This is a genomic window from Stutzerimonas sp. (assembly GCF_982611455.1).
Map to the genome: position 1 here is coordinate 1 of NZ_CEXBBO010000028.1, position 18,692 is coordinate 18,692.

Annotated in this window: 23 protein-coding genes and 1 tRNA gene; 16 read left to right on the plus strand and 8 right to left on the minus strand. The window is 61.4% G+C overall.

The features are described from left to right. Positions 1–127: 127 nt before the first annotated feature. The 3 genes from secB to AC2LD7_RS16080 form a co-directional block, all read right to left on the minus strand. A complete protein-coding gene (gene secB / locus AC2LD7_RS16070) occupies positions 128–622 on the minus strand; it encodes a protein-export chaperone SecB (protein ID WP_484598733.1) in 495 nt (164 codons plus the stop codon). A gap of 87 nt (positions 623–709) precedes the next feature. Continuing rightward, the gene (gene grxC / locus AC2LD7_RS16075) at positions 710–964 is read right to left on the minus strand and encodes a glutaredoxin 3 (RefSeq protein WP_484598734.1); all 255 of its coding nucleotides are present in this window, start codon (positions 962–964) and stop codon (positions 710–712) included. 2 nt (positions 965–966) lie between these two features. Then, positions 967–1,380, minus strand: coding sequence for a rhodanese-like domain-containing protein (locus AC2LD7_RS16080; RefSeq protein ID WP_484598735.1), 414 nt, complete (start codon positions 1,378–1,380; stop codon positions 967–969). 143 nt (positions 1,381–1,523) lie between these two features. On the opposite strand from AC2LD7_RS16080, the gene gpmI reads away from it, so the two are divergent. The 4 genes from gpmI (at position 1,524) to AC2LD7_RS16100 (ending at position 6,758) form a co-directional block, all read left to right on the plus strand. Further along, complete coding sequence (gene gpmI, locus AC2LD7_RS16085) at positions 1,524–3,062, plus strand: 2,3-bisphosphoglycerate-independent phosphoglycerate mutase (RefSeq protein ID WP_484598736.1); 1,539 nt, start codon at positions 1,524–1,526, stop codon at positions 3,060–3,062. Positions 3,063–3,289: 227 nt separating this feature from the next. Continuing rightward, on the plus strand, positions 3,290–4,549 hold the full coding sequence (locus tag AC2LD7_RS16090) for a murein hydrolase activator EnvC family protein (protein ID WP_484598737.1): 1,260 nt from the start codon (positions 3,290–3,292) through the stop codon (positions 4,547–4,549). A 43-nt stretch (positions 4,550–4,592) separates the two neighbouring features. Further along, complete coding sequence (locus tag AC2LD7_RS16095; protein WP_484598738.1) at positions 4,593–5,930, plus strand: S41 family peptidase; 1,338 nt, start codon at positions 4,593–4,595, stop codon at positions 5,928–5,930. A 132-nt stretch (positions 5,931–6,062) separates the two neighbouring features. Then, the gene (locus AC2LD7_RS16100; RefSeq protein ID WP_484598739.1) at positions 6,063–6,758 is read left to right on the plus strand and encodes a divergent polysaccharide deacetylase family protein; all 696 of its coding nucleotides are present in this window, start codon (positions 6,063–6,065) and stop codon (positions 6,756–6,758) included. 190 nt (positions 6,759–6,948) lie between these two features. Here the strand turns inward: AC2LD7_RS16100 and hisF are convergent, their stop codons facing one another. The 5 genes from hisF to hisB form a co-directional block, all read right to left on the minus strand. Then, positions 6,949–7,719, minus strand: a complete 771-nt coding sequence (gene hisF / locus AC2LD7_RS16105; protein ID WP_484598740.1) for an imidazole glycerol phosphate synthase subunit HisF — start codon at positions 7,717–7,719, stop codon at positions 6,949–6,951. A 94-nt stretch (positions 7,720–7,813) separates the two neighbouring features. Then, positions 7,814–8,557, minus strand: coding sequence for a 1-(5-phosphoribosyl)-5-[(5-phosphoribosylamino)methylideneamino]imidazole-4-carboxamide isomerase (gene hisA, locus AC2LD7_RS16110; RefSeq protein ID WP_484598741.1), 744 nt, complete (start codon positions 8,555–8,557; stop codon positions 7,814–7,816). Positions 8,558–8,593: 36 nt separating this feature from the next. Then, positions 8,594–8,854, minus strand: coding sequence for a DUF2164 domain-containing protein (locus AC2LD7_RS16115; RefSeq protein WP_484598742.1), 261 nt, complete (start codon positions 8,852–8,854; stop codon positions 8,594–8,596). Next, entirely contained in the window at positions 8,854–9,492 is a 639-nt protein-coding gene (gene hisH / locus AC2LD7_RS16120; protein WP_484598743.1) for an imidazole glycerol phosphate synthase subunit HisH, read from the minus strand. The genes AC2LD7_RS16115 and hisH overlap by 1 nt, the downstream gene beginning before the upstream one ends. Continuing rightward, positions 9,492–10,085 carry an imidazoleglycerol-phosphate dehydratase HisB gene (gene hisB, locus AC2LD7_RS16125; RefSeq protein ID WP_484598744.1) on the minus strand — a complete coding sequence of 198 codons (594 nt, stop codon included), beginning with the start codon at positions 10,083–10,085 and terminating at the stop codon, positions 9,492–9,494. The genes hisH and hisB overlap by 1 nt, the downstream gene beginning before the upstream one ends. Before the next feature lie 263 nt (positions 10,086–10,348). On the opposite strand from hisB, the gene panM reads away from it, so the two are divergent. The 12 genes from panM (at position 10,349) to AC2LD7_RS16185 (ending at position 18,690) form a co-directional block, all read left to right on the plus strand. Next, complete coding sequence (gene panM, locus AC2LD7_RS16130) at positions 10,349–10,747, plus strand: aspartate 1-decarboxylase autocleavage activator PanM (protein ID WP_484598745.1); 399 nt, start codon at positions 10,349–10,351, stop codon at positions 10,745–10,747. Between the two features lie 167 nt (positions 10,748–10,914). After that, on the plus strand, positions 10,915–13,140 hold the full coding sequence (locus tag AC2LD7_RS16135; RefSeq protein ID WP_484598746.1) for an AsmA family protein: 2,226 nt from the start codon (positions 10,915–10,917) through the stop codon (positions 13,138–13,140). 11 nt (positions 13,141–13,151) lie between these two features. After that, a complete protein-coding gene (mutY, locus tag AC2LD7_RS16140; RefSeq protein ID WP_484598747.1) occupies positions 13,152–14,219 on the plus strand; it encodes an A/G-specific adenine glycosylase in 1,068 nt (355 codons plus the stop codon). After that, the gene (locus tag AC2LD7_RS16145; RefSeq protein ID WP_484598748.1) at positions 14,216–14,488 is read left to right on the plus strand and encodes an oxidative damage protection protein; all 273 of its coding nucleotides are present in this window, start codon (positions 14,216–14,218) and stop codon (positions 14,486–14,488) included. Before mutY ends, AC2LD7_RS16145 begins: the two co-directional genes overlap by 4 nt. A gap of 166 nt (positions 14,489–14,654) precedes the next feature. Continuing rightward, positions 14,655–14,730 (plus strand) — tRNA-Phe (locus AC2LD7_RS16150). Between the two features lie 174 nt (positions 14,731–14,904). Beyond that, positions 14,905–16,128 carry a tyrosine-type recombinase/integrase gene (locus AC2LD7_RS16155; RefSeq protein WP_484598749.1) on the plus strand — a complete coding sequence of 408 codons (1,224 nt, stop codon included), beginning with the start codon at positions 14,905–14,907 and terminating at the stop codon, positions 16,126–16,128. A gap of 100 nt (positions 16,129–16,228) precedes the next feature. Then, a complete protein-coding gene (locus AC2LD7_RS16160) occupies positions 16,229–16,987 on the plus strand; it encodes a DUF6387 family protein (protein ID WP_484598750.1) in 759 nt (252 codons plus the stop codon). Between the two features lie 115 nt (positions 16,988–17,102). Beyond that, positions 17,103–17,321 (plus strand): helix-turn-helix transcriptional regulator, encoded by a 219-nt coding sequence (locus AC2LD7_RS16165; protein WP_484598751.1) that lies wholly within the window; start codon positions 17,103–17,105, stop codon positions 17,319–17,321. Between the two features lies 1 nt (position 17,322). Next, the gene (locus AC2LD7_RS16170; RefSeq protein WP_484598752.1) at positions 17,323–17,664 is read left to right on the plus strand and encodes a hypothetical protein; all 342 of its coding nucleotides are present in this window, start codon (positions 17,323–17,325) and stop codon (positions 17,662–17,664) included. A 284-nt stretch (positions 17,665–17,948) separates the two neighbouring features. Next, positions 17,949–18,107, plus strand: a complete 159-nt coding sequence (locus AC2LD7_RS16175) for a hypothetical protein (protein WP_167134062.1) — start codon at positions 17,949–17,951, stop codon at positions 18,105–18,107. Further along, the gene (locus tag AC2LD7_RS16180; protein ID WP_213662106.1) at positions 18,104–18,376 is read left to right on the plus strand and encodes a hypothetical protein; all 273 of its coding nucleotides are present in this window, start codon (positions 18,104–18,106) and stop codon (positions 18,374–18,376) included. The genes AC2LD7_RS16175 and AC2LD7_RS16180 overlap by 4 nt, the downstream gene beginning before the upstream one ends. After that, positions 18,373–18,690, plus strand: coding sequence for a hypothetical protein (locus tag AC2LD7_RS16185; RefSeq protein ID WP_484598753.1), 318 nt, complete (start codon positions 18,373–18,375; stop codon positions 18,688–18,690). Before AC2LD7_RS16180 ends, AC2LD7_RS16185 begins: the two co-directional genes overlap by 4 nt. The last annotated feature ends 2 nt before the right edge of the window (positions 18,691–18,692 follow it).

An 18,692-nucleotide genomic window follows, 5' to 3' on the forward strand; every position in this document is an offset into this window, starting at 1 on the left:
GAAGCTGGAAGCTGGAAGCTGGAAGCTGGAAGCTGGAAGCTGGAAGCTGGAAGCATGGGTTGGATCGGAGGACCGTCAAGCCTTGCGTTGCTTCCAGCTTCTCGCTTAAAGCTTACCGCTGCCTTTATTAATGAGCAGTAGCCGGAGCGTCGCCTGCCTGCTGCACGCGCGCCATTTCCTGAGCGTAGAGCGCATCGAAGTTCACCGGCGCCAGCATCAATGCCGGAAATGAACCGCGAGTGACCAGACTGTCCAACGTCTCGCGAGCATAGGGGAACAGGATGTTCGGGCAGAACGCGCCAAGGGTATGGCTCATGGCCTGCGCTTCGAGCCCCTTGATCAGGAAAATGCCGGCCTGCTGAACCTCAGCGATAAAGGCCACTTCTTCACCGGTCTTGACCGTAACAGACAACGTAAGCACGACCTCATGAAAATCGCCTTCGAGGGACTTCTGCTTGGTGTTCAGATCCAGCGCAACGCTTGGATTCCACTCCTGACGGAAAATCTCAGGGCTCTTGGGTGCCTCGAACGAAAGGTCACGAACATAGATCCGCTGCAGGGAAAACTGTGCACCCTGCTCTTCCTGAGCCGCGGCAGCGCCATTGTTTGCTTGTTCAGTCATGTGAAGCCTTCTTGTTATGCGTGTCGTTGTGAGTCGCCCTGGGGCGCCGGCTCTTACCGGCGCCTCAGCAGGTTCCGTTAAATCGAATCAAGCCTGCAGCATCGCATCCAGTCTACCGGCCCGCTCCAGCGCATGCAGCTCGTCGCAGCCGCCGACATGCTCGTCGCCGATCCATATCTGCGGAACCGACGTACGCCCGGCCTTGCTTGCCATTTCCGAGCGCAACGCGGGTTTGCCGTCTACGGCAATTTCTTCGTAATTGACGCCCTTACGATCGAGCAGGCTCTTCGCTCGAACACAGAATGGGCACCAGGCGGTGGTATAGAGGACGACTTTAGGCATAGTTACTTGACCACTGGCAGATTCTCGCCGCGCCAGCTGGAAATCCCTCCGGACAGCTTGGCGGCTGTGAAGCCCGCCTTCTGTAGCTCACGGCAGGCCGTTCCGGCGTGCTGGCCCATGGCATCGACGACAACGATCGTCTTGCCCTTGTGCTTTTCCAGCTCGCCCAGTCGGCTGACCAGTTTCTCGTAGGGAATGTTCAATGAATCGACGATGTGGCCGGCGTCGAACTCCTTCTTCGCCCGCACGTCCAAGACCACGCCTTCTTCGCGGTTGACCAGGCCGGTCAGCTCGCGATTGCTCAGGCTCTTGCCGCCCTTTCGCGCCTCGGTAAAGGCCAGAAGGGCCAACAGCACCAGAAAGATGCTGACCAGAACATAGTGGTTAGAGACAAATTCAATCAGGTTAGCGACCATCAACAGGGTACCCAGGGGATAAAATGCGGGCCAGTATACACAGCCCACCCCTTTAGGCTGAACCCTAGCGAATCGTGACGCCAAACCGGCTTGCCAGTAGACTCGCCGCCATTTTACGCGCCCCCGTGCAAGGAGCCAGACACATGCCTGCCGCGCCCAAACCCCTGGTATTGATCATCCTCGACGGCTTCGGACATAGCGATAGCCCGGAGTTCAACGCTATTCACGCCGCCAACAAGCCCGTCTACGACCGCTTGTGCGCCACTCAGCCGCACGGACTGGTCTCCGGTAGTGGCATGGACGTGGGTCTGCCGGACGGGCAGATGGGCAATTCCGAGGTCGGTCACATGAACCTGGGCGCAGGCCGTGTGGTGTATCAGGATTTCACCAGGGTGACGAAATCCATTCGCGATGGCGATTTCTTCGAGAACCCGAACATCTGCGCCGCGGTCGACAAGGCCGCCGGCGCCGACAAGGCGGTGCATATCCTCGGTTTGCTGTCCGATGGTGGCGTGCACAGCCATCAGGACCATCTGGTTGCCATGGCGGAACTGGCTGCCAAGCGCGGCGCCGAAAAAATCTATCTGCACGCCTTTCTCGACGGACGCGATACGCCACCAAAAAGCGCACAGCACTCCATCGAGCTGATGCAGGCCACGTTCACTCGCCTGGGCAAGGGTCGTGTCGCCAGCCTGATCGGCCGCTACTTCGCTATGGATCGCGACAACCGCTGGGATCGCGTCGAGCAGGCGTACCACTTGATCGTCGACGGCAACGCCGATTACCACTCCGATTACGCGGTCGATGGCCTGATTGCCGCCTATGAGCGCGGTGAGAGCGACGAATTCGTCAAGGCCACCACCATCGGCGAACCGGTGCGAGTGGAAGACGGCGATGCCGTAGTGTTCATGAACTTCCGCGCCGATCGCGCGCGCGAGCTGACCCGCTGCTTCGTCGAGCCCGGCTTCAGCGAGTTCCAACGCGCCCGCGTGCCGCAGCTGGCCGGCTTCGTCATGCTCACTCAGTACGCTGCGAGCATTCCAGCTCCGAGCGCCTTCACGCCGCAGGCGCTGACCAACGTGCTGGGCGAATACCTGTCCAACAATGGCAAGACTCAACTTCGCATCGCCGAAACCGAGAAGTACGCCCATGTCACCTTCTTCTTCTCGGGTGGTCGCGAGGAGCCCTTCGCTGGAGAAGAGCGCATTCTCATCCCATCTCCGCAGGTTGCTACTTATGACATGCAGCCGGAAATGAGCGCGCCAGAGGTCACCGATCGCATCGTCGACGCTATCGAAAATCAGCGGTACGACGTCATCATCGTCAATTACGCCAACGGCGACATGGTCGGCCACACGGGGGTCTTCGAGGCAGCAGTGAAAGCTGTGGAATGTCTGGACGCGTGCGTTGGCCGCATCGTCGAGGCGCTGGCGAAGGTGGGCGGCGAAGCGCTGATCACTGCCGACCACGGAAACGTCGAGCAGATGGAAGACGCCATGACCGGCCAGGCGCACACCGCACACACCTGCGAACCGGTACCCTTCATCTATGTCGGCAAGCGCCCGCTGAAAATCCGCGAAGGTGGCGTACTCGCCGATGTAGCCCCAACCATGCTGACCCTGCTGGGCTTGCCGGTACCTGCAGAAATGACCGGCCGCTCGATTGTCGAATTAGAACGCTAACGCTGGAGGCTGGAGACTGGAGACTGGAGACTGGAGACTGGAGAAATCTTAGAGCGGGTGAAACCCTCGAGACGCGCGGGACGCCAGCTCCGTTTCGACGGGTTGCAACCCACCCTAATTCTGCCCGCCGCCTGCCGCTGCTTTTCGTCCGGCCTTCACGCCTCAAGCTTCCAGCTGGATTTTTAGGCATACTACGACGGTCGTTGAACTCTCGGTTACGCCCTCCCATGCCTCGTATTCTTCTCGCATTCGCGCTGCTCTGCCTGCTTGGCCCGGCCATGGCCGACGAGCGCACCGATGCCCGCAAACAGATCGAAGCGGCACGCAAGGACGTAGCCGAATTGCAGAAGCTGCTCAAGCAGATCGAACAGGAGAAGTCTGCCGTTCAGAAGCAGCTACAGACCACCGAAAGCGAGATGGGCCAGCTTGAAAAACAGGCCGATTCACTGCAGCAGGAAATTGATCGCAGCGAAGCGGAGCTCGAACGTCTCAACGAAGAGAAGACTACGCTCGAAGGTGCCCGCATCGAGCAGCAGCGCTTGATTGGCATCCAGGCACGCGCCGCCTACCAAAGCGGCCGGCAAGAATATCTGAAGCTACTGCTCAACCAGCAGAACCCGGAAAAATTCAGCCGCACCCTGACCTACTACGACTACCTCAGCAAGGCGCGCTTCGAGCAGGTCGAGAGTTTTAACGAAACGCTGAGCCAGCTGTCCAATGTCGAAGCGGGCATCGAGGCGCAACAGGCCACACTCGCTGAGCAGCAGGATGGTTTGAAGGAGCGCCGCGCCCAACTCGCCGAAGTAAGCAAGGAACGTCAGCTGACACTGGCCAAGCTCGACCGGGACATTTCCAGTCGTGATCAGAAAATCAAAGCCCGCAAGCAAGAACAGGCGCAATTCGAGCGGGTCCTCAAAACCATCGAGGAAACCCTAGCCCGCCAGGCACGCGAAGCCGAACAGGAACGGCAGCGAGCCTTGGCCCTTGCGCGTGAGCAGCAGACGCGCCAGCAGCGTTCCGACAGTACCGCTTCGGCACCTTCCGGCCCGTTGGTATCGAGTGCGGGCGGCAGCTTCGGCGGCCCCTTCGCCACGGCCAAAGGCAAGCTGCCCTGGCCGGTGGATGGAAGATTGGTGGCTCGCTACGGCACTCCACGCGGCGGCGACGCTCGAACCAAGTGGGACGGCGTCCTGATCGGCGCTGACATCGGCACTCAGGTTCATGCGGTGCATGGCGGCCGGGTGGTATTTGCCGACTGGCTGCGTGGCGCCGGTCTGCTGGTCATTCTCGACCACGGCAATGGTTACCTGAGCCTGTATGGCCACAACCAAAGCCTGCTGCGCGACGCAGGAGAAATCGTCAAGGCGGGCGACCCGATCGCCACCGTAGGAAACAGTGGCGGGCAGGAATCTGCCGCACTGTATTTCGCCATTCGCCAACAGGGCCGCCCGAGCGACCCGGCACAATGGTGTCGTGCGCAAGGATAGGCCGGTTCGGCTGCTAGCGCGCCCCTCACAACTGGAGTCAGACATGCTGCACCTGTGCCGTTTCGCCCATCCATCCGCCCTAGCCCTGGCCGTCATGCTGGGGTTGTACGGTAGCGCCTGGGCCCAGCAACCACCGGCAGAGCTGGCACCAGAGCCGATCACGCTGGACACCCCGACCAACAAGGCACCGCTGCCACTGGAAGAGCTGCGCACCTTCGCCGAGGTGCTGGACCGGATCAAGGCCGCGTATGTCGAGCCGGTCGACGACAAGACCCTGCTGGAAAACGCCATCAAGGGCATGCTCAGCAACCTCGATCCGCACTCCGCCTATCTCGAACCCGAAGCCTTCGCCGAGCTGCAGGAAAGCACCAGCGGCGAGTTCGGCGGCCTCGGCATCGAGGTCGGCATCGAAGACGGCTTCATTAAAGTCGTTTCTCCGATAGACGATACGCCGGCATCCAAGGCCGGCATCGAGGCTGGCGACCTGATCGTCAAGATCGATGGCAAGCCGACCAAGGGCATGTCGATGATGGACGCGGTCGGCATGATGCGTGGCAAGCCCGGCAGCGACATCTCGCTGGCGCTGGTGCGCGAGGGCGGCAAGCCCTTCACGGTCAAGCTCACCCGCGCGGTAATCAAGGTCAACAGCGTCAAGAGCCAACTGCTCGAACCCGGCTACGGCTATTTGCGCGTCACGCAGTTCCAGATCAATACCGGCGAGGAAGTCGGCAAAGCGCTCGCGCGGCTACGCAAGGAAAACGGTAAAAAGCTCAACGGACTGGTGCTCGACCTGCGCAACAACCCCGGCGGCGTGCTTCAGGCGGCGGTGGAGGTGTCCGATCATTTCCTCACCGACGGCCTGATCGTCTATACAAAAGGCCGCATCGCCAACTCCGAATTGCGCTTCAATGCCGATCCCGCCGATGCCAGCGAAGGTGTTTCGCTGGTGGTGCTGATCAATGGTGGCAGCGCCTCCGCATCGGAAATCGTTGCCGGCGCCCTGCAGGACCAGAAGCGCGGCGTGGTGATGGGCACCGATAGCTTCGGCAAAGGCTCGGTGCAAACCGTACTGCCGCTGAATAACGACCGCGCGCTGAAACTCACCACGGCCCTTTATTACACCCCCAACGGCCGCTCCATCCAGGCCCAGGGCATCGAGCCGGATATCGAAGTGACCCGCGCCAAGCTCACCCGCGAACAGACGGCCGAAGGCGTTCGCGAGGCGGATCTCGCCGGCCATCTGGGCAACGGCAATGGCGGCCCGGAACGCCCTACCAGCACCCAGATCGCCAGCGATTCTCCGCGCCCTCAGGATGAGGATTTCCAACTCGGCCAGGCGCTGAATCTGCTCAAGGGATTGAATCTCACCCGCGGCCAATAACGGATGTACCGGCTTGCAGGTCTGCTAGTGGGTATCCTGTCGCCGTTATTCGTAGCTGGCGCTCCGGGGGGCGCCAGCGACCCCACGGGACCGCGACACGCTGATACGGAACGCCTGGCGGCAGTATCGAGAATGCCGAAACTGGCCTTGGTGATCGACGATCTGGGCCAGAACCCCACCCGGGACGGACGCGTTCTGGCGTTGCCAGGTCCGGTGGCGATGGCGATTCTGCCGGACACCCGTCACGCCACCGCACTGGCTGAACGAGCCAACGCGGCAGGCAAGACTGTCATGCTGCATCTGCCGATGGCTCCCGCCGACGGCCCCTACGCCTGGCAGCCCCAACTGCAGCCAGGGGAGCTGGCGCGGCGCCTGGACAGGGCGCTATCGAAGGTTCCTCATGCCAGCGGTGTAAACAATCACATGGGCAGCCAGATGACCAATCGGCAGCAGCCCATGGCATCGCTGATGACCGAGCTGCAGCAGCGTCACCTGTTCTTTCTCGACAGCCGCACCGGCACCGGCACGGTCGCAGCGGCCGTCGCGCAACGCGTCGGATTGGCCAGCCTGTCCCGCGATATCTTTCTAGATGACGACCCCAGCCCCGCCGCCGTTGCCGCGCAGTTTCACGCGGCCGTGAAACTGGCGCGCAAACAGGGTTCAGTGGTGATCATTGGACATCCTCACGCCAGCACGCTGGCGCTTCTTGAACGCGAGCTGCCGCGCCTGCAAGCGGCGGGAGTCGACTGGGTGGACATCGGTCAGATGATCGCCACGCGGGGCAATCGAGCAATGCTCGCTCACGGCGCGGGCGGTATCTACCGCTGAGTGATCCCTCAGAGATAGCGGCCCAGAAGGACGTCTACAGAGCCGTCACTCTTCATCTCGCTCAAAACCTGCTGCGTGAACGGCTTGGCGGCGTTCTCGTGGTCACGCAGCGAGTTGAGCGGTTTTAGTGGTTCGCGCTCCGACGTTTAGGTCGTGGAGAAGAGATCTAAACAGCCAAGGCGGGCGGGACTCAACGCATCACGATGCCGCAGCTGGCCATATAGGCCTTGGCTTCGGGCACGGTGTATTCGCCAAAATGGAAAATGCTTGCCGCCAAAACCGCATCGGCCTTGCCTTCGATGACGCCGTCGGCCAAATGCTGAAGGTTGCCGACACCGCCGGAGGCGATCACCGGAATATGCACCGCTTCGCTGATGGCGCGGGTCACACCGAGGTCGTAGCCGCTCTTGACGCCGTCCTGATCCATGCTGGTCAGCAGGATTTCGCCGGCACCCAATGCTTCCATCTTTTGCGCCCAGAGCACCGCGTCCAGCCCGGTGGGCTTGCGGCCGCCATGGGTGAAGATTTCCCAGCGCGGCGCTTCGCCCGGCTTGGAAACCCGCTTGGCATCGATGGCGACGACGATGCACTGAGAGCCGAAACGCTCAGCCGCCTCGCCGACGAATTCCGGTGTGAACACCGCAGCGGTGTTGATCGAGACCTTGTCAGCGCCGGCGTTGAGCAGGTTGCGGATATCCTGCACGCTGCGCACGCCCCCACCCACGGTCAACGGAATGAACACCTGGCTGGCCATGCGCTCGACGGTGTGCAGCGTGGTGTCGCGGTTGTCCACGCTGGCGGTGATGTCGAGAAAGGTAATCTCGTCAGCGCCCTGCTCGTCGTAGCGACGGGCAATTTCCACCGGATCACCAGCGTCACGAATGTTCTCGAACTGGACGCCCTTGACCACGCGGCCGTTGTCCACGTCGAGGCAGGGGATGATGCGTTTGGCGAGGGCCATGCGGCCTCCTACATAAAAACCGCTGGAGGCTGAAGGCTGGAGGCTGGACGAAAAGGCAGCTCGGTAATCGTCCAGCTTCCAGCCTTCAGCGCTTTTATTCGTCTTTGAACTTCAGGTCGCAGAGCGCCTGCGCCTCGGCCACGTCGAGGGTGCCCTCGTAGATCGCGCGGCCAGTGATAGCGCCGACAATGCCGGGCGTGTTGGTATCGAGCAGCTTTTGGATGTCGCCGATATTGTGGATGCCGCCGGAGGCGATCACCGGAATGCGGCTGGCGTTGGCCAGGGCCACCGTGGCTTCGATGTTGCAGCCCTGCATCATGCCGTCCTTGGCGATGTCGGTGTAGACGATCGCCGAGACGCCATCGGCCTCGAAGCGGCGCGCCAGATCAACGGCCTGCACGCTGCTGACTTCCGCCCAGCCGTCGGTTGCGACGAACCCATCCTTGGCATCCAGACCGACGATGACCTTGCCCGGAAACGCACGGCACGCTTCGCCGACGAATTCCGGCTGTTTGACCGCCTTGGTGCCAATGATCACGTAGCTGACGCCGGCGCGGACGTAATGCTCGATGGTTTCCAGCGAGCGAATGCCGCCGCCGATCTGGATCGGCAGATTCGGGTAGCGCTTGGCAATCGCCGTGACTACTTCACCATTGACTGGCTGGCCCTCGAAGGCGCCATTGAGGTCGACCAGGTGCAGGCGGCGGCAGCCGGCCTCGACCCATTTGGCGGCCATTGCTACCGGATCATCGGAAAACACCGTGGCGTCGTCCATCAGGCCCTGACGCAGACGCACGCAGGCGCCGTCCTTGAGATCGATCGCGGGAATAATCAGCATGGTTCGAACCTGTTCAAATCGGTGTCGGTTAAAAGGTCAGCTTTTTTCGAGCGCCCACAAGTCGCTTTCGATGCTTTCGAACCTTTCTTTCAGGTGAGTCTGCACATCGAAAATCGCTTTGTTGTAGTAAAGCGGAGCAATTTCACGGGCGAACAGATCAAGCACTTCCTGCGCCTCGAAAGAGCCGAGTTCCAGCTCGAAGCGATCTTCCAGAAAGCGCTTGATGATCTGCTGCGCAGCCTGCTCCTGAGCGGTATCCAGCGTCAGGACAGGTGCCTTGAGCTTGGCCCGACTCATTACCATCGGCCATCCCAAGCGGCGAAGTTCTGCAGTAACTGCAGCCCGTGGGTGTGGCTCTTCTCGGGATGGAACTGCACGGCGAAGCGCGAGCCGTCAGCCAGAGCCGCCGCGAAGTCTTTGCCATAACGGCCGCGACCGACTACCTGGCGCGGGTTGCCCGCCTCGATGTAATAGCTGTGCACGAAATAAAAGCGGCCATCGGCAGGAATGTTGTGCCACAACGGGTGGCTAATCGCTTGCTCCATCTCGTTCCAGCCCATGTGCGGGACCTTGAGGCGCTCGCCATTTTCTTCCAAGTCCTTGCCGAAGAAGCGCACCTGGCCAGGAAACAATCCGATGCAATCGACACCGCCATTCTCCTCGCTGCGCTCCATTAGCGCCTGCATGCCAACGCAGATACCGAGGAAGGGACGGTCGACGCTGACTTCACGCACCAGCTCGTCGAAGCCCAGGCGACGAATTTCGGCCATGCAATCGCGGATCGCACCGACGCCGGGGAACACCACGCGGTCAGCCTCGCGAATCACCTGGGCATCGCTGGTGATCAACACCCGGCCGGCGCCGACGTGCTCGAGCGCTTTGCCGACCGAGTGCAGATTGCCCATGCCGTAATCGATGACAGCGACGGTCTGCATTACAGGCAACCCTTGGTCGATGGCATCTGTCCGGCCATGCGCTCATCCAGCGTCACCGCCATGCGCAACGCGCGGCCGAATGCCTTGAACACGGTTTCGATCTGATGATGGGTGTTGTGTCCGCGCAGGTTGTCGATGTGCAAGGTCACCAAGGCATGGTTGACGAAGCCCTGAAAGAATTCCTGGAACAGATCGACGTCGAAACCGCCGACGGTCGCACGGGTGTAGGGAACATGCATCTGCAATCCCGGGCGCCCGGAGAAATCGATCACCACGCGCGACAGCGCCTCGTCCAGCGGCACGTAGGAATGCCCGTAACGGGTCATGCCTTTCTTGTCGCCGACGGCCTTGGCGAATGCCTGGCCGAGGGTGATGCCGACGTCCTCGACAGTGTGGTGATCATCGATATGCAGGTCGCCCTTGCACTCGATATCCAGATCGATCAAGCCGTGGCGGGCGATCTGATCGAGCATGTGCTCGAGAAAAGGCACGCCGATGGCGAAGCGGCTCTTGCCGGTACCGTCCAGGTTGATGGTGGCCTTGACCTGGGTTTCCAGGGTATTGCGCTCTACGCATGCCGTACGTTCGGACATCGACAGCTCCGCTGATCGTGGGGCTAAAAAAGAGGCGCATTATAGGCTCAAACCCTCCAGCGGGGATACGCGCCCGCCGTTCGGCGTGCGTCCGGAAGCTGACACTATTTGCCGGTGCGTTGCGCATCGAACTTAAATCCAGACTCTGCCCAACGGGCGCCCGAAAGCTTGGCGAACTGGGACGCCAATCGAGTCGGGGTGTCGTGCGCTTGCAAACAGGCACGGTTATGCTTGTCGGCACCCATGAAGAGCACTAGGTCAGCATGCCTGTATTCGTCGAAACGCTCACCGAGCCCAGCCAGCAGGATCGCATCGATCTGGCGAAGATTTTCGCTGATGCCCCTGCTTGGCTCCTGGCGCCCTATGCCGATGCCGCAGCGCTGATCGAGGCGGCATTGGCCAATGGCAACCTGATTGCCGGTCGCTTCAACGATCGCCTGCTCGGCGCGGCCCTGCTGCAACGCGGCGAGCAGCATTGGCGCCTGTCACACCTGTGCGTACGCAAGATCACACGCCGTCGTGGTGTAGGCAAACGCATCCTTGAGGAAAGCCAGCGCCTGGCAGGCGAAGCCGGCAAGATGCTGCATCTGGCAGCGCCGCCGGAACAGCTCGAAGCCCAGGCACTGGCGGCGCGGATGCACTTGCCGCTGGATCCGCTGTAGCGCTATCCGATCATCGGCGTAGCCGCGCCTGCCGGAGTTTGAGAACGCATCGGTCACCGCGCAGGAACCACAGCCACAGGCGCCACTCAAACGGCAGCTGCCACGTAAGCCATGGCTCGCGGCGCTATACTCGCTGCTTTTGAACGCCAAACACAAAGGACCTGTCCATGAAAGCGCTCGGCAAGATCCTGGGCCTGGTAATTCTCGGATTGCTGCTGCTCCTCGTCGCATTGGGCTTCGCCCTGACGCATCTGTTCGACCCCAACGATTACAAAGACGAGATCCGCGAGCTCGCCCGCAACAAGGCCGGGCTTGAGCTGAATATCGCGGGCGATATCGGCTGGAGTCTGTTTCCCTGGCTCGGCCTGGAACTGCACGACACCACCCTGGCCAGTGCGCGCACACCGCAGCAGCCCTTCGCCGACCTGCGCATGCTTGGCCTCTCGGTACGGGTCCTGCCACTGTTCAGCCGCGAAGTGCAAATGAGCGACATTACCCTCAACGGCCTCAACCTGACCCTAGCGCGCGACGAAAACGGCAAGGGCAACTGGGAAGGCGTAGGCCAGCCGGCCGCTAGCGACGAACAGCCCGATGAGACACCGCCAGCGGAGCAGACCGAGCCCCTTGCCGACGAGCAGGAGCCGGACAGACCCAGCCGTCCGCTGCGCCTCGACATTGATAGCCTGACTGTCAGCGATGCGCGGGTGGCCTACCATGACGCGCGGAGCGGTCAGCAATTCAGCGCCGAAGGTATCGAGCTGACGACTGGTGCGATTCGCGAAGCTACATCGATTCCGGTCAAGCTCAACGCATTCTTCGGCAGCAACAAACCAGTGATGCGTGCACGTACCGAACTACAAGGGGCGCTGCGCTTCGATAACAAACTGCAGCGTTACCAGCTCGAAAATCTGCGCCTGAGCGGCGAGGCCTCCGGCGAGCCATTGCAAGGCAAGACCTTATCCTTCAGTGCTCAGGGACAGCTGTTGGTCGACCTGGCGGCCGATATCGCTGAGTGGACCAGCCTCAAGTTCACCGCCAACCAGTTGCGCGGTCTTGGCGAGCTGAAAGCACGCGACCTGCAGGATCAGCCGAAGATTGCCGGCACCCTGTCGATCGCCGAGCTCAACCTGCGCGCATTCCTCGACGGCCTCGGCCAGCAGCTCCCGGCAATGGCCGACACTACTGCCTTGAGCAAAGCCGAACTGGTCACCCGTCTGGCCGGCACCTCGACCAGCCTGACGTTCGAAGAGCTCAATCTGAAGCTGGACGACAGTACCTTCACCGGCCAGGTCGGCATCAGCGATTTCACCAAGCAGGCACTGCGGGTCAATCTCAAGGGCGATCGACTCAACCTCGACCGTTATCTGCCGCCGCCAAGTGCGGACGACTCGGCCGGCGCCGCACGCCAGAGCGAGGTAGACGCCACCGAAGCAGCCGTAATTGGCACTGGCACCACACCTTTACCGGACAAGCCCACCCAGCAGGCCTGGAGCGAGGCCTCGGTGCTGCCGATCGGCGCGCTGCGCAGCCTGGACACGCAAGTCAATCTGGACATCGACAGCCTCACGGCAATGAAACTGCCGCTCGACGGCTTTTCACTCAAGGCCCGCACCGCGGGCGGCCTGCTGGCGCTGGAAGAAATGCGCGGCGGTATCTACAACGGCCGGATGGAAGCCTCGGCCAGCCTCGATGTAAGACCCGAGGTACCTCTGATCACCGCCCAGGCGCGCCTCGCTCGCGTGCCGGTCGAGCGCCTGCTCGAAAGCCAGGACGAAAAGGTGGTGATCAAGGGCCTGCTCAATCTGGACAGCGACATTCGCACCCAGGGCAATAGCCAGAAGGCCTGGATCGACAACCTCAACGGCAAGATCGGCTTCATCGTCGACAACGGAATCCTCGTCGATGCCAACCTCGAACAACAGCTCTGCCGCGCCATAGCCACGCTCAACCGCAAGCCGCTTACCAGCGAGCCGCGCAGCAAAGACACCCCTTTCCGCGAGCTGAAGGGCAATCTCACCCTGCGCAACGGCGTGGCCAGCAACCCCGACCTCAAGGCGAGCATCCCCGGCCTGACCGTGAACGGCAACGGCGATGTCGATCTACCCGTGCTGGGCATGGACTACCGCGTCGGCATCGTCATCGAGGGCGACAACGGTGCGATGCCCGACCCGGCCTGCGAAGTAAACGATCGTTATGTCGGTATCGAATGGCCGCTGCGCTGCCGAGGCCCGCTGGAACTGGGCGCCAAGGCATGCCGCTTCGACAAGGACGGCCTCGGCAAGATCGCCGCCAGGCTCGCCGGAGATAAACTCAACGAGACGATCGAGGAGAAGCTCGGCGACAAGGTCAGCCCAGAGCTGAAAGACGCATTGAAGGGCCTGTTCAACCGATGAATGCGGAACCAATGAATTCAGAGCAGTTCGGCGCAGCCGTTCTCGACTGGTACGACCGTCACGGCCGCAAGGATCTGCCCTGGCAGCAACGCATCACACCGTACCGGGTCTGGGTTTCGGAGATCATGCTGCAACAGACCCAGGTCAGCACCGTACTCGGCTATTTCGATCGTTTCATGGACGCCCTGCCCACGGTCGAAGCATTGGCCGGCGCCGCTGAAGACGAAGTGCTGCATCTTTGGACCGGACTCGGCTACTACAGCCGTGCACGCAACCTGCACAAGACAGCCAAACTGGTCGTCGCCGAGCATGGCGGTGAATTCCCGAAATGTGTGGATCAACTGGCAGAGTTGCCGGGCATCGGCCGCTCCACCGCCGGCGCGATCGCCAGCCTGAGCATGGGCTTGCGCGCCCCGATTCTCGACGGCAACGTCAAACGCGTGCTCGCCCGCTATATGGCCCAGAATGGCTATCCGGGCGAACCCAAAGTCGCCAGGCAGCTATGGGATGTCGCCGAGCGCCTTACCCCTCGGGAACGGGTCAACCACTACACCCAGGCCATGATGGATCTGGGCGCGACGCTCTGCACGCGCAGCAAACCCAGCTGCCTGCTCTGTCCTCTGAAAGCCGGCTGTCGCGCCCATCTGCTCGGTCGCGAAACCGAATTTCCGATACCCAAACCCCGCAAGGCGCTGCCGCAGAAGCGCACCCTGATGCCGCTGCTGGCCAACCATGAGGGCGCCATCCTGCTTTATCGCCGTCCTTCGACCGGCCTCTGGGGCGGGCTCTGGAGCCTGCCGGAGCTGGACGATCTCGCCGCCCTCGACCCGCTCGCCGAACGTCACGCCCTGCAGGTGCAGGATCGTCGCGAGCTACCTGGCCTGAGCCATACCTTCAGCCATTTTCAACTGGCCATAGAGCCTTGGCTGATTCAGGTTCAGTCCAGGGCCGGTGCCGTGGCCGAGGCGGACTGGCTCTGGTATAACCTCGCCACCCCGCCGCGACTGGGACTTCCCGCCCCGGTAAAGACGCTGCTCAAGCGCGCCGCCGCTGAATTGAACGCAGGAGAAATGTCATGACTCGCACCGTGAACTGCCGCAAATACAAAGAAGAACTCCCCGGCCTCGACCGCCCACCGTATCCGGGACCAAAGGGCGAGGATATCTACAACAACGTATCGAAGAAGGCCTGGGATGACTGGCAAAAGCACCAGACTATGCTGATCAACGAACGTCGCCTGAACATGATGAATACCGAGGATCGCAAGTTCCTGCAGGCCGAGATGGACAAATTCTTCTCCGGTGACGATTACGCCCAGGCCGAAGGTTACGTACCGCCAAGCGAATAAGCCGTCGTAGCCAAAGCGCACGGCGCTCTGTCATGCCCGCCTTCCCCGAGACCTACCGGAAGCGGCTGATAAAGACCGAGCACAGCGCTAAACGCCCGTTCTGGCTAAATATTTTCCCGGCCGCGCTTGACAGGCAAAAGCCAAATCCGTCTAATAGCGCCCCGTTGCCCAGGTAGCTCAGTCGGTAGAGCAGGGGATTGAAAATCCCCGTGTCGGCGGTTCGATTCCGTCCCTGGGCACCACCTTTCGTTTTCAGGTGGTGTCAGCATCACCCGAAAGCCCACAAGAAGCCCGCCTAGTGCGGGTTTTTTGTTGTCTATACTTCCCGTGGAAACCCTTGTAAGCCCCAATCTTTAGGGGCATTCTTTGGGGCATGGCCGGTTCGGTCAAATTTATGCCCCTACGAGGTGCGCCCCATGCCACGGAAAGCCACGCCGCTGACGGACAGCGCGATCAAGGTAGCCAAGCCCAAGGACAGTCCCTACAAGCTGACCGACGGCCAAGGGCTATATCTGGAGGTCACGCCCAACGGCTCGAAGCTGTGGCGCCTCAAGTACCGTTTCGATGGCAAGGAAAAGCGGCTGGCCTTGGGCGCTTACCCTGCCGTGTCTCTACAGCAAGCCCGCCAGAGGCGCACAGACGCACGCGAGCTGCTGGCCCAAGGGGCTGACCCCAGCGCAGAGAAAAAAGCCGCCAAACAAGCGCAACGGGCCGATGGCATGACATTCGAGACGTTGGCGCGAGAGTGGTACGCCTACAACGCGCCACGCTGGGCCGAAAGCACCGCCTACAAGGCGAAGCTGTACATGGAAAACGACCTGATACCCGGCATCGGCGCGCGCCCGGTTAAAGCTATCAGCCGCCCGGAGCTGGTCGAGCTGGTGCGCAAGGTCGAAGCGCGCGGCACCTTGAACGCCGCTGGCAAGATTCGCCAATGGCTACACCAGATATTCCGCTTCGGTCTGGCTAGTGGCGTGGTCGAAGCCAACCCGGCCACCGATCTGGACGTGGTAGCCGCACCGCCAAAAGCCACCCGGCACCATCCGCACGTTGCCTTTGCCGAACTGCCCGAGCTGCTGGGCAAGATCGAATCGACCACGCTTAACACCCTGACCCGCTGCGCCATCCGCTTGCTGGTGCTGACAGTCGTTCGGCCTGGAGAGCTACGCCAGGCGCCCTGGTCGGAGTTCGATCTGGACGGCGCCACCTGGACCATTCCGAAAGCGCGCATGAAAGCCCGCCGCCCGCATGTGGTGCCCCTGCCCCGCCAAGCCGTTGCCATCCTGCGCCAGCTCAAGGAAATCACGGGCGATTACCCGCTAGTGTTCGCAGGCCAGCAAAACCCCGACCGGCCAATGAGCGAGAACACGATTAACAAGGCGCTGCGCCTGATGGGCTACGAGGGCCGCCAGACCGGCCACGGCTTCCGCCACCTGCTGAGTACCGAACTCAACGGGCGCGGCTATAACCGGGACTGGATCGAGCGCCAGCTAGCCCACGGCGACAACGACGAAATCCGCGACACCTACAACCACGCGACCTACCTGGAGCAGCGCCGGGAAATGATGCAAGCCTGGGCTGATTCGATAGACGCGCAATGTGGCGGCACCAACGTGGTGAGTATCAAGCGCAAGGCTTAATGGTTTTGGCTGGCCTAGCTCGACGGAGCGAAAAGCGGACTTCCCACCCGCCTGACCAGCCGATCTATTCAGGACGTGGGGCGCCTGGGAGGGCATGGTATTGGCAAAGATCGAAACGCTTGCACAGCTACCGGAGTGGTTCCGGTTGGAGAAATACCGCGAGTGTGAGTCGTTTAACGCTGCGCGATGGGCAAACAATCTGGAAACCCGCTCCGTAATCCTAGACTGCTTCGGCGTGATGGAAAACCACCGTCTTCCGATGGAGCTTTATCCGCAGATCCACGAGTGGCTTCCTGCTGTTTTGGAGGCATTGCGAAGTTCACCAATCGAGGAGGGAGTGTGCGGCCATTCAATGCCGATACGTCCATTGATATTCCAAGATCTAGCTTGGCAAGCGCAGCATGATAGAGGCGACGAGAGCCGAACTTGTTTATGGGAGCACGTCGCAGCGGGCAACTGTGATAATTGGGCTCTTGAAGCACGCGTAGGCACGATAACGAGGCTCTTTGATTCTGCCTATCCAGTAATGGTCGACCTCCAAGCCTCTGACCCTGTGCTGATTGAAGCTTTTGCCGACTGGCTCAGAACTGCCCGCGCCGAGCGACCGAGCGGTACTAGCAAGAGGGAGCGCCCCGCATATAAGGACTGGGGGCGTTACGGCCTATTGCCTTATCTCGATCTCTTCATCTGGGCGAAGGAAACGGGCAACCAAATTTCTCATCATCTAATGGCAGAGGCTGTTGGCTACCGCAAAGGTGGTGACAGTTTCCGGAAAACAGTGCCTAAGCTGGCCGCAGAATTAATGGATAGCCTCGCGGAACTGGAGGCTCTTGCAAGTATCGAGGCGCAGTCGGAATAACCCGTCCGACGACTCTTTCCGGAACAACTCGACGGCTAAATCTCGGCATGGTGCAAGGCCCCTTCGGTGTATTCAATACCAATCGTGTTCAACAAAGCCCAAGAGGCAACACGATATGGCCGCACATACCAACCCCGCCCAACTTCCCCGCCGCTTTATCAAGCTGGCCACGGTGAAGGAGTACACGAGCCTTTCCACGTCTGAAATCTACCGGCGAATTGCTGCCGGAACCTTTCCGAAGCAGGTCAAGTTAGGTCCGAAATCAAGCTGTTTTGTCGAGGCTGAAATCTTGGCTTGGTGCGATGAAATGGCCGCACAGCGGGAGGTAGCCTGAAATGAAAAAGGCGACCCGTCCCGAAGAACAAAGCCGCCCGCGCAAGGCAAATGCTACCACCGAAGGCCCGAGCAAGATTGCTCGCATTCTGGCGCACATGCTGAGCGGCGCCAGCGTTAACCGTTTCGAAGCCGAGCGCATCGGCGATCACTGTTTGCCTAGCACCATTGCAGTTCTGGCGAATCGCTACGGGCTGGCAATCGAGCGCAAACAAGAGCGCGTCCCGAACCGCTGGGGCGCCCCTTGCGCCGTGACCCGCTACAGTCTGCCGCCGAGCCAGCACAAGCGCGCCCGCGCCGTTCTGGTGGCCCTGACCTGCAAGCCGAAGGGGGTGGCCGCATGATCGCCTTTGCACTTGCCAGCCAGCACCAGCAGCGCTATGGTTCGCCCGTTGCTGCAAATTCAGCGACCGGGTTTGGCGACCCGAACTATCCAAGGCGCACAAGCGCCGCACCGCAGACAGCTGGCGCTTTTTTTGTGCCCGCAGTCCGTTATGGCGGCTGTGCGTGGGAGACCGAAAGGTCTGCCGGTTCCCTTGGATGCCGGTTCGCCAACCCGCGTACAGCTGCCACCCCTAATCGTTTGGCGACGGTTCGTGGCAGCTCCACAATCCAAGGAGCACCACCCATGCAAACCACCCGCAATCCGTCCACCCATGCCGCCGCCTGGAAGGCCCGCGCCTTCGCTGCGCTGCGTTCCGATTCGTCCCTGTCCGTCCGCCTGCGCCGCTACAACGAAGCGATGGCCCGCGCCCGTTCCCTGGAAACCGTAGGGGGTGTGCAATGAGCAGTCGCCTCGCCGCTATGGCCAGCGTCGCAGACGACGCAATCGAACAGGTCCGTTATGGGAAGGAGCACGCCCGATGGCTCGCCGCCCTGATGACTGCGATTCACCGGGAGCTTGAGCCAAGCCCCGCACTGCTGGAGGCACGCGCAAGCCGTGTGCAGGATTTGGCCAGCTTGGGGCAGTACCTGGCCGACGATCTGGCTAACTACATGGATTGCCGCGCCAGTGAGCTGCAAGAGAAGGCCGACGCCGTAGGGGGTGCCCAATGAGCGCCGTCTGCTGGAGTCACCTGCTGCCCGATCCTTTGCGCATGGGCCGTCTGTCCACTGATGATCTGGACGCCATCGAGCGCACAGCTGAATGCGAGGCGCTGACCGTGGCGCACGGCATTTCCGCTATCGGTGAGCTGCTGGCCTGGACTGCCGACGCTGGCGAGCTATCCAACGATACCGCCCGCAATATCGGCTGGCTTATCAACTCGCTGGGCACCCTGTCCGGCAGGCTCGTGGACGTTGCGAACGGCGCCGAGTACGAGCTGGAGCGCCGCAAGGCCGCCTCACCGAACCCGACCGCAGAGGGCTAACC

What these genes read in the sequence shown, in the direction of transcription:
- AC2LD7_RS16135 (WP_484598746.1), top strand. Translation starts at nt 10,915, where the DNA reads ATGAAAGCGCTCGGCAAGATCCTGGGCCTGGTAATTCTCGGATTGCTG.
- hisB (WP_484598744.1), bottom strand. Translation starts at nt 10,085, where the DNA reads ATGTCCGAACGTACGGCATGCGTAGAGCGCAATACCCTGGAAACCCAG.
- hisH (WP_484598743.1), bottom strand. Translation starts at nt 9,492, where the DNA reads ATGCAGACCGTCGCTGTCATCGATTACGGCATGGGCAATCTGCACTCG.
- AC2LD7_RS16155 (WP_484598749.1), top strand. Translation starts at nt 14,905, where the DNA reads ATGCCACGGAAAGCCACGCCGCTGACGGACAGCGCGATCAAGGTAGCC.
- AC2LD7_RS16145 (WP_484598748.1), top strand. Translation starts at nt 14,216, where the DNA reads ATGACTCGCACCGTGAACTGCCGCAAATACAAAGAAGAACTCCCCGGC.
- AC2LD7_RS16095 (WP_484598738.1), top strand. Translation starts at nt 4,593, where the DNA reads ATGCTGCACCTGTGCCGTTTCGCCCATCCATCCGCCCTAGCCCTGGCC.
- AC2LD7_RS16090 (WP_484598737.1), top strand. Translation starts at nt 3,290, where the DNA reads ATGCCTCGTATTCTTCTCGCATTCGCGCTGCTCTGCCTGCTTGGCCCG.
- hisA (WP_484598741.1), bottom strand. Translation starts at nt 8,557, where the DNA reads ATGCTGATTATTCCCGCGATCGATCTCAAGGACGGCGCCTGCGTGCGT.
- AC2LD7_RS16165 (WP_484598751.1), top strand. Translation starts at nt 17,103, where the DNA reads ATGGCCGCACATACCAACCCCGCCCAACTTCCCCGCCGCTTTATCAAG.
- AC2LD7_RS16115 (WP_484598742.1), bottom strand. Translation starts at nt 8,854, where the DNA reads ATGAGTCGGGCCAAGCTCAAGGCACCTGTCCTGACGCTGGATACCGCT.
- AC2LD7_RS16185 (WP_484598753.1), top strand. Translation starts at nt 18,373, where the DNA reads ATGAGCGCCGTCTGCTGGAGTCACCTGCTGCCCGATCCTTTGCGCATG.
- secB (WP_484598733.1), bottom strand. Translation starts at nt 622, where the DNA reads ATGACTGAACAAGCAAACAATGGCGCTGCCGCGGCTCAGGAAGAGCAG.
- AC2LD7_RS16100 (WP_484598739.1), top strand. Translation starts at nt 6,063, where the DNA reads ATGCCGAAACTGGCCTTGGTGATCGACGATCTGGGCCAGAACCCCACC.
- grxC (WP_484598734.1), bottom strand. Translation starts at nt 964, where the DNA reads ATGCCTAAAGTCGTCCTCTATACCACCGCCTGGTGCCCATTCTGTGTT.
- hisF (WP_484598740.1), bottom strand. Translation starts at nt 7,719, where the DNA reads ATGGCCCTCGCCAAACGCATCATCCCCTGCCTCGACGTGGACAACGGC.
- AC2LD7_RS16080 (WP_484598735.1), bottom strand. Translation starts at nt 1,380, where the DNA reads ATGGTCGCTAACCTGATTGAATTTGTCTCTAACCACTATGTTCTGGTC.
- AC2LD7_RS16170 (WP_484598752.1), top strand. Translation starts at nt 17,323, where the DNA reads ATGAAAAAGGCGACCCGTCCCGAAGAACAAAGCCGCCCGCGCAAGGCA.
- panM (WP_484598745.1), top strand. Translation starts at nt 10,349, where the DNA reads ATGCCTGTATTCGTCGAAACGCTCACCGAGCCCAGCCAGCAGGATCGC.
- AC2LD7_RS16180 (WP_213662106.1), top strand. Translation starts at nt 18,104, where the DNA reads ATGAGCAGTCGCCTCGCCGCTATGGCCAGCGTCGCAGACGACGCAATC.
- AC2LD7_RS16175 (WP_167134062.1), top strand. Translation starts at nt 17,949, where the DNA reads ATGCAAACCACCCGCAATCCGTCCACCCATGCCGCCGCCTGGAAGGCC.
- gpmI (WP_484598736.1), top strand. Translation starts at nt 1,524, where the DNA reads ATGCCTGCCGCGCCCAAACCCCTGGTATTGATCATCCTCGACGGCTTC.
- mutY (WP_484598747.1), top strand. Translation starts at nt 13,152, where the DNA reads ATGAATTCAGAGCAGTTCGGCGCAGCCGTTCTCGACTGGTACGACCGT.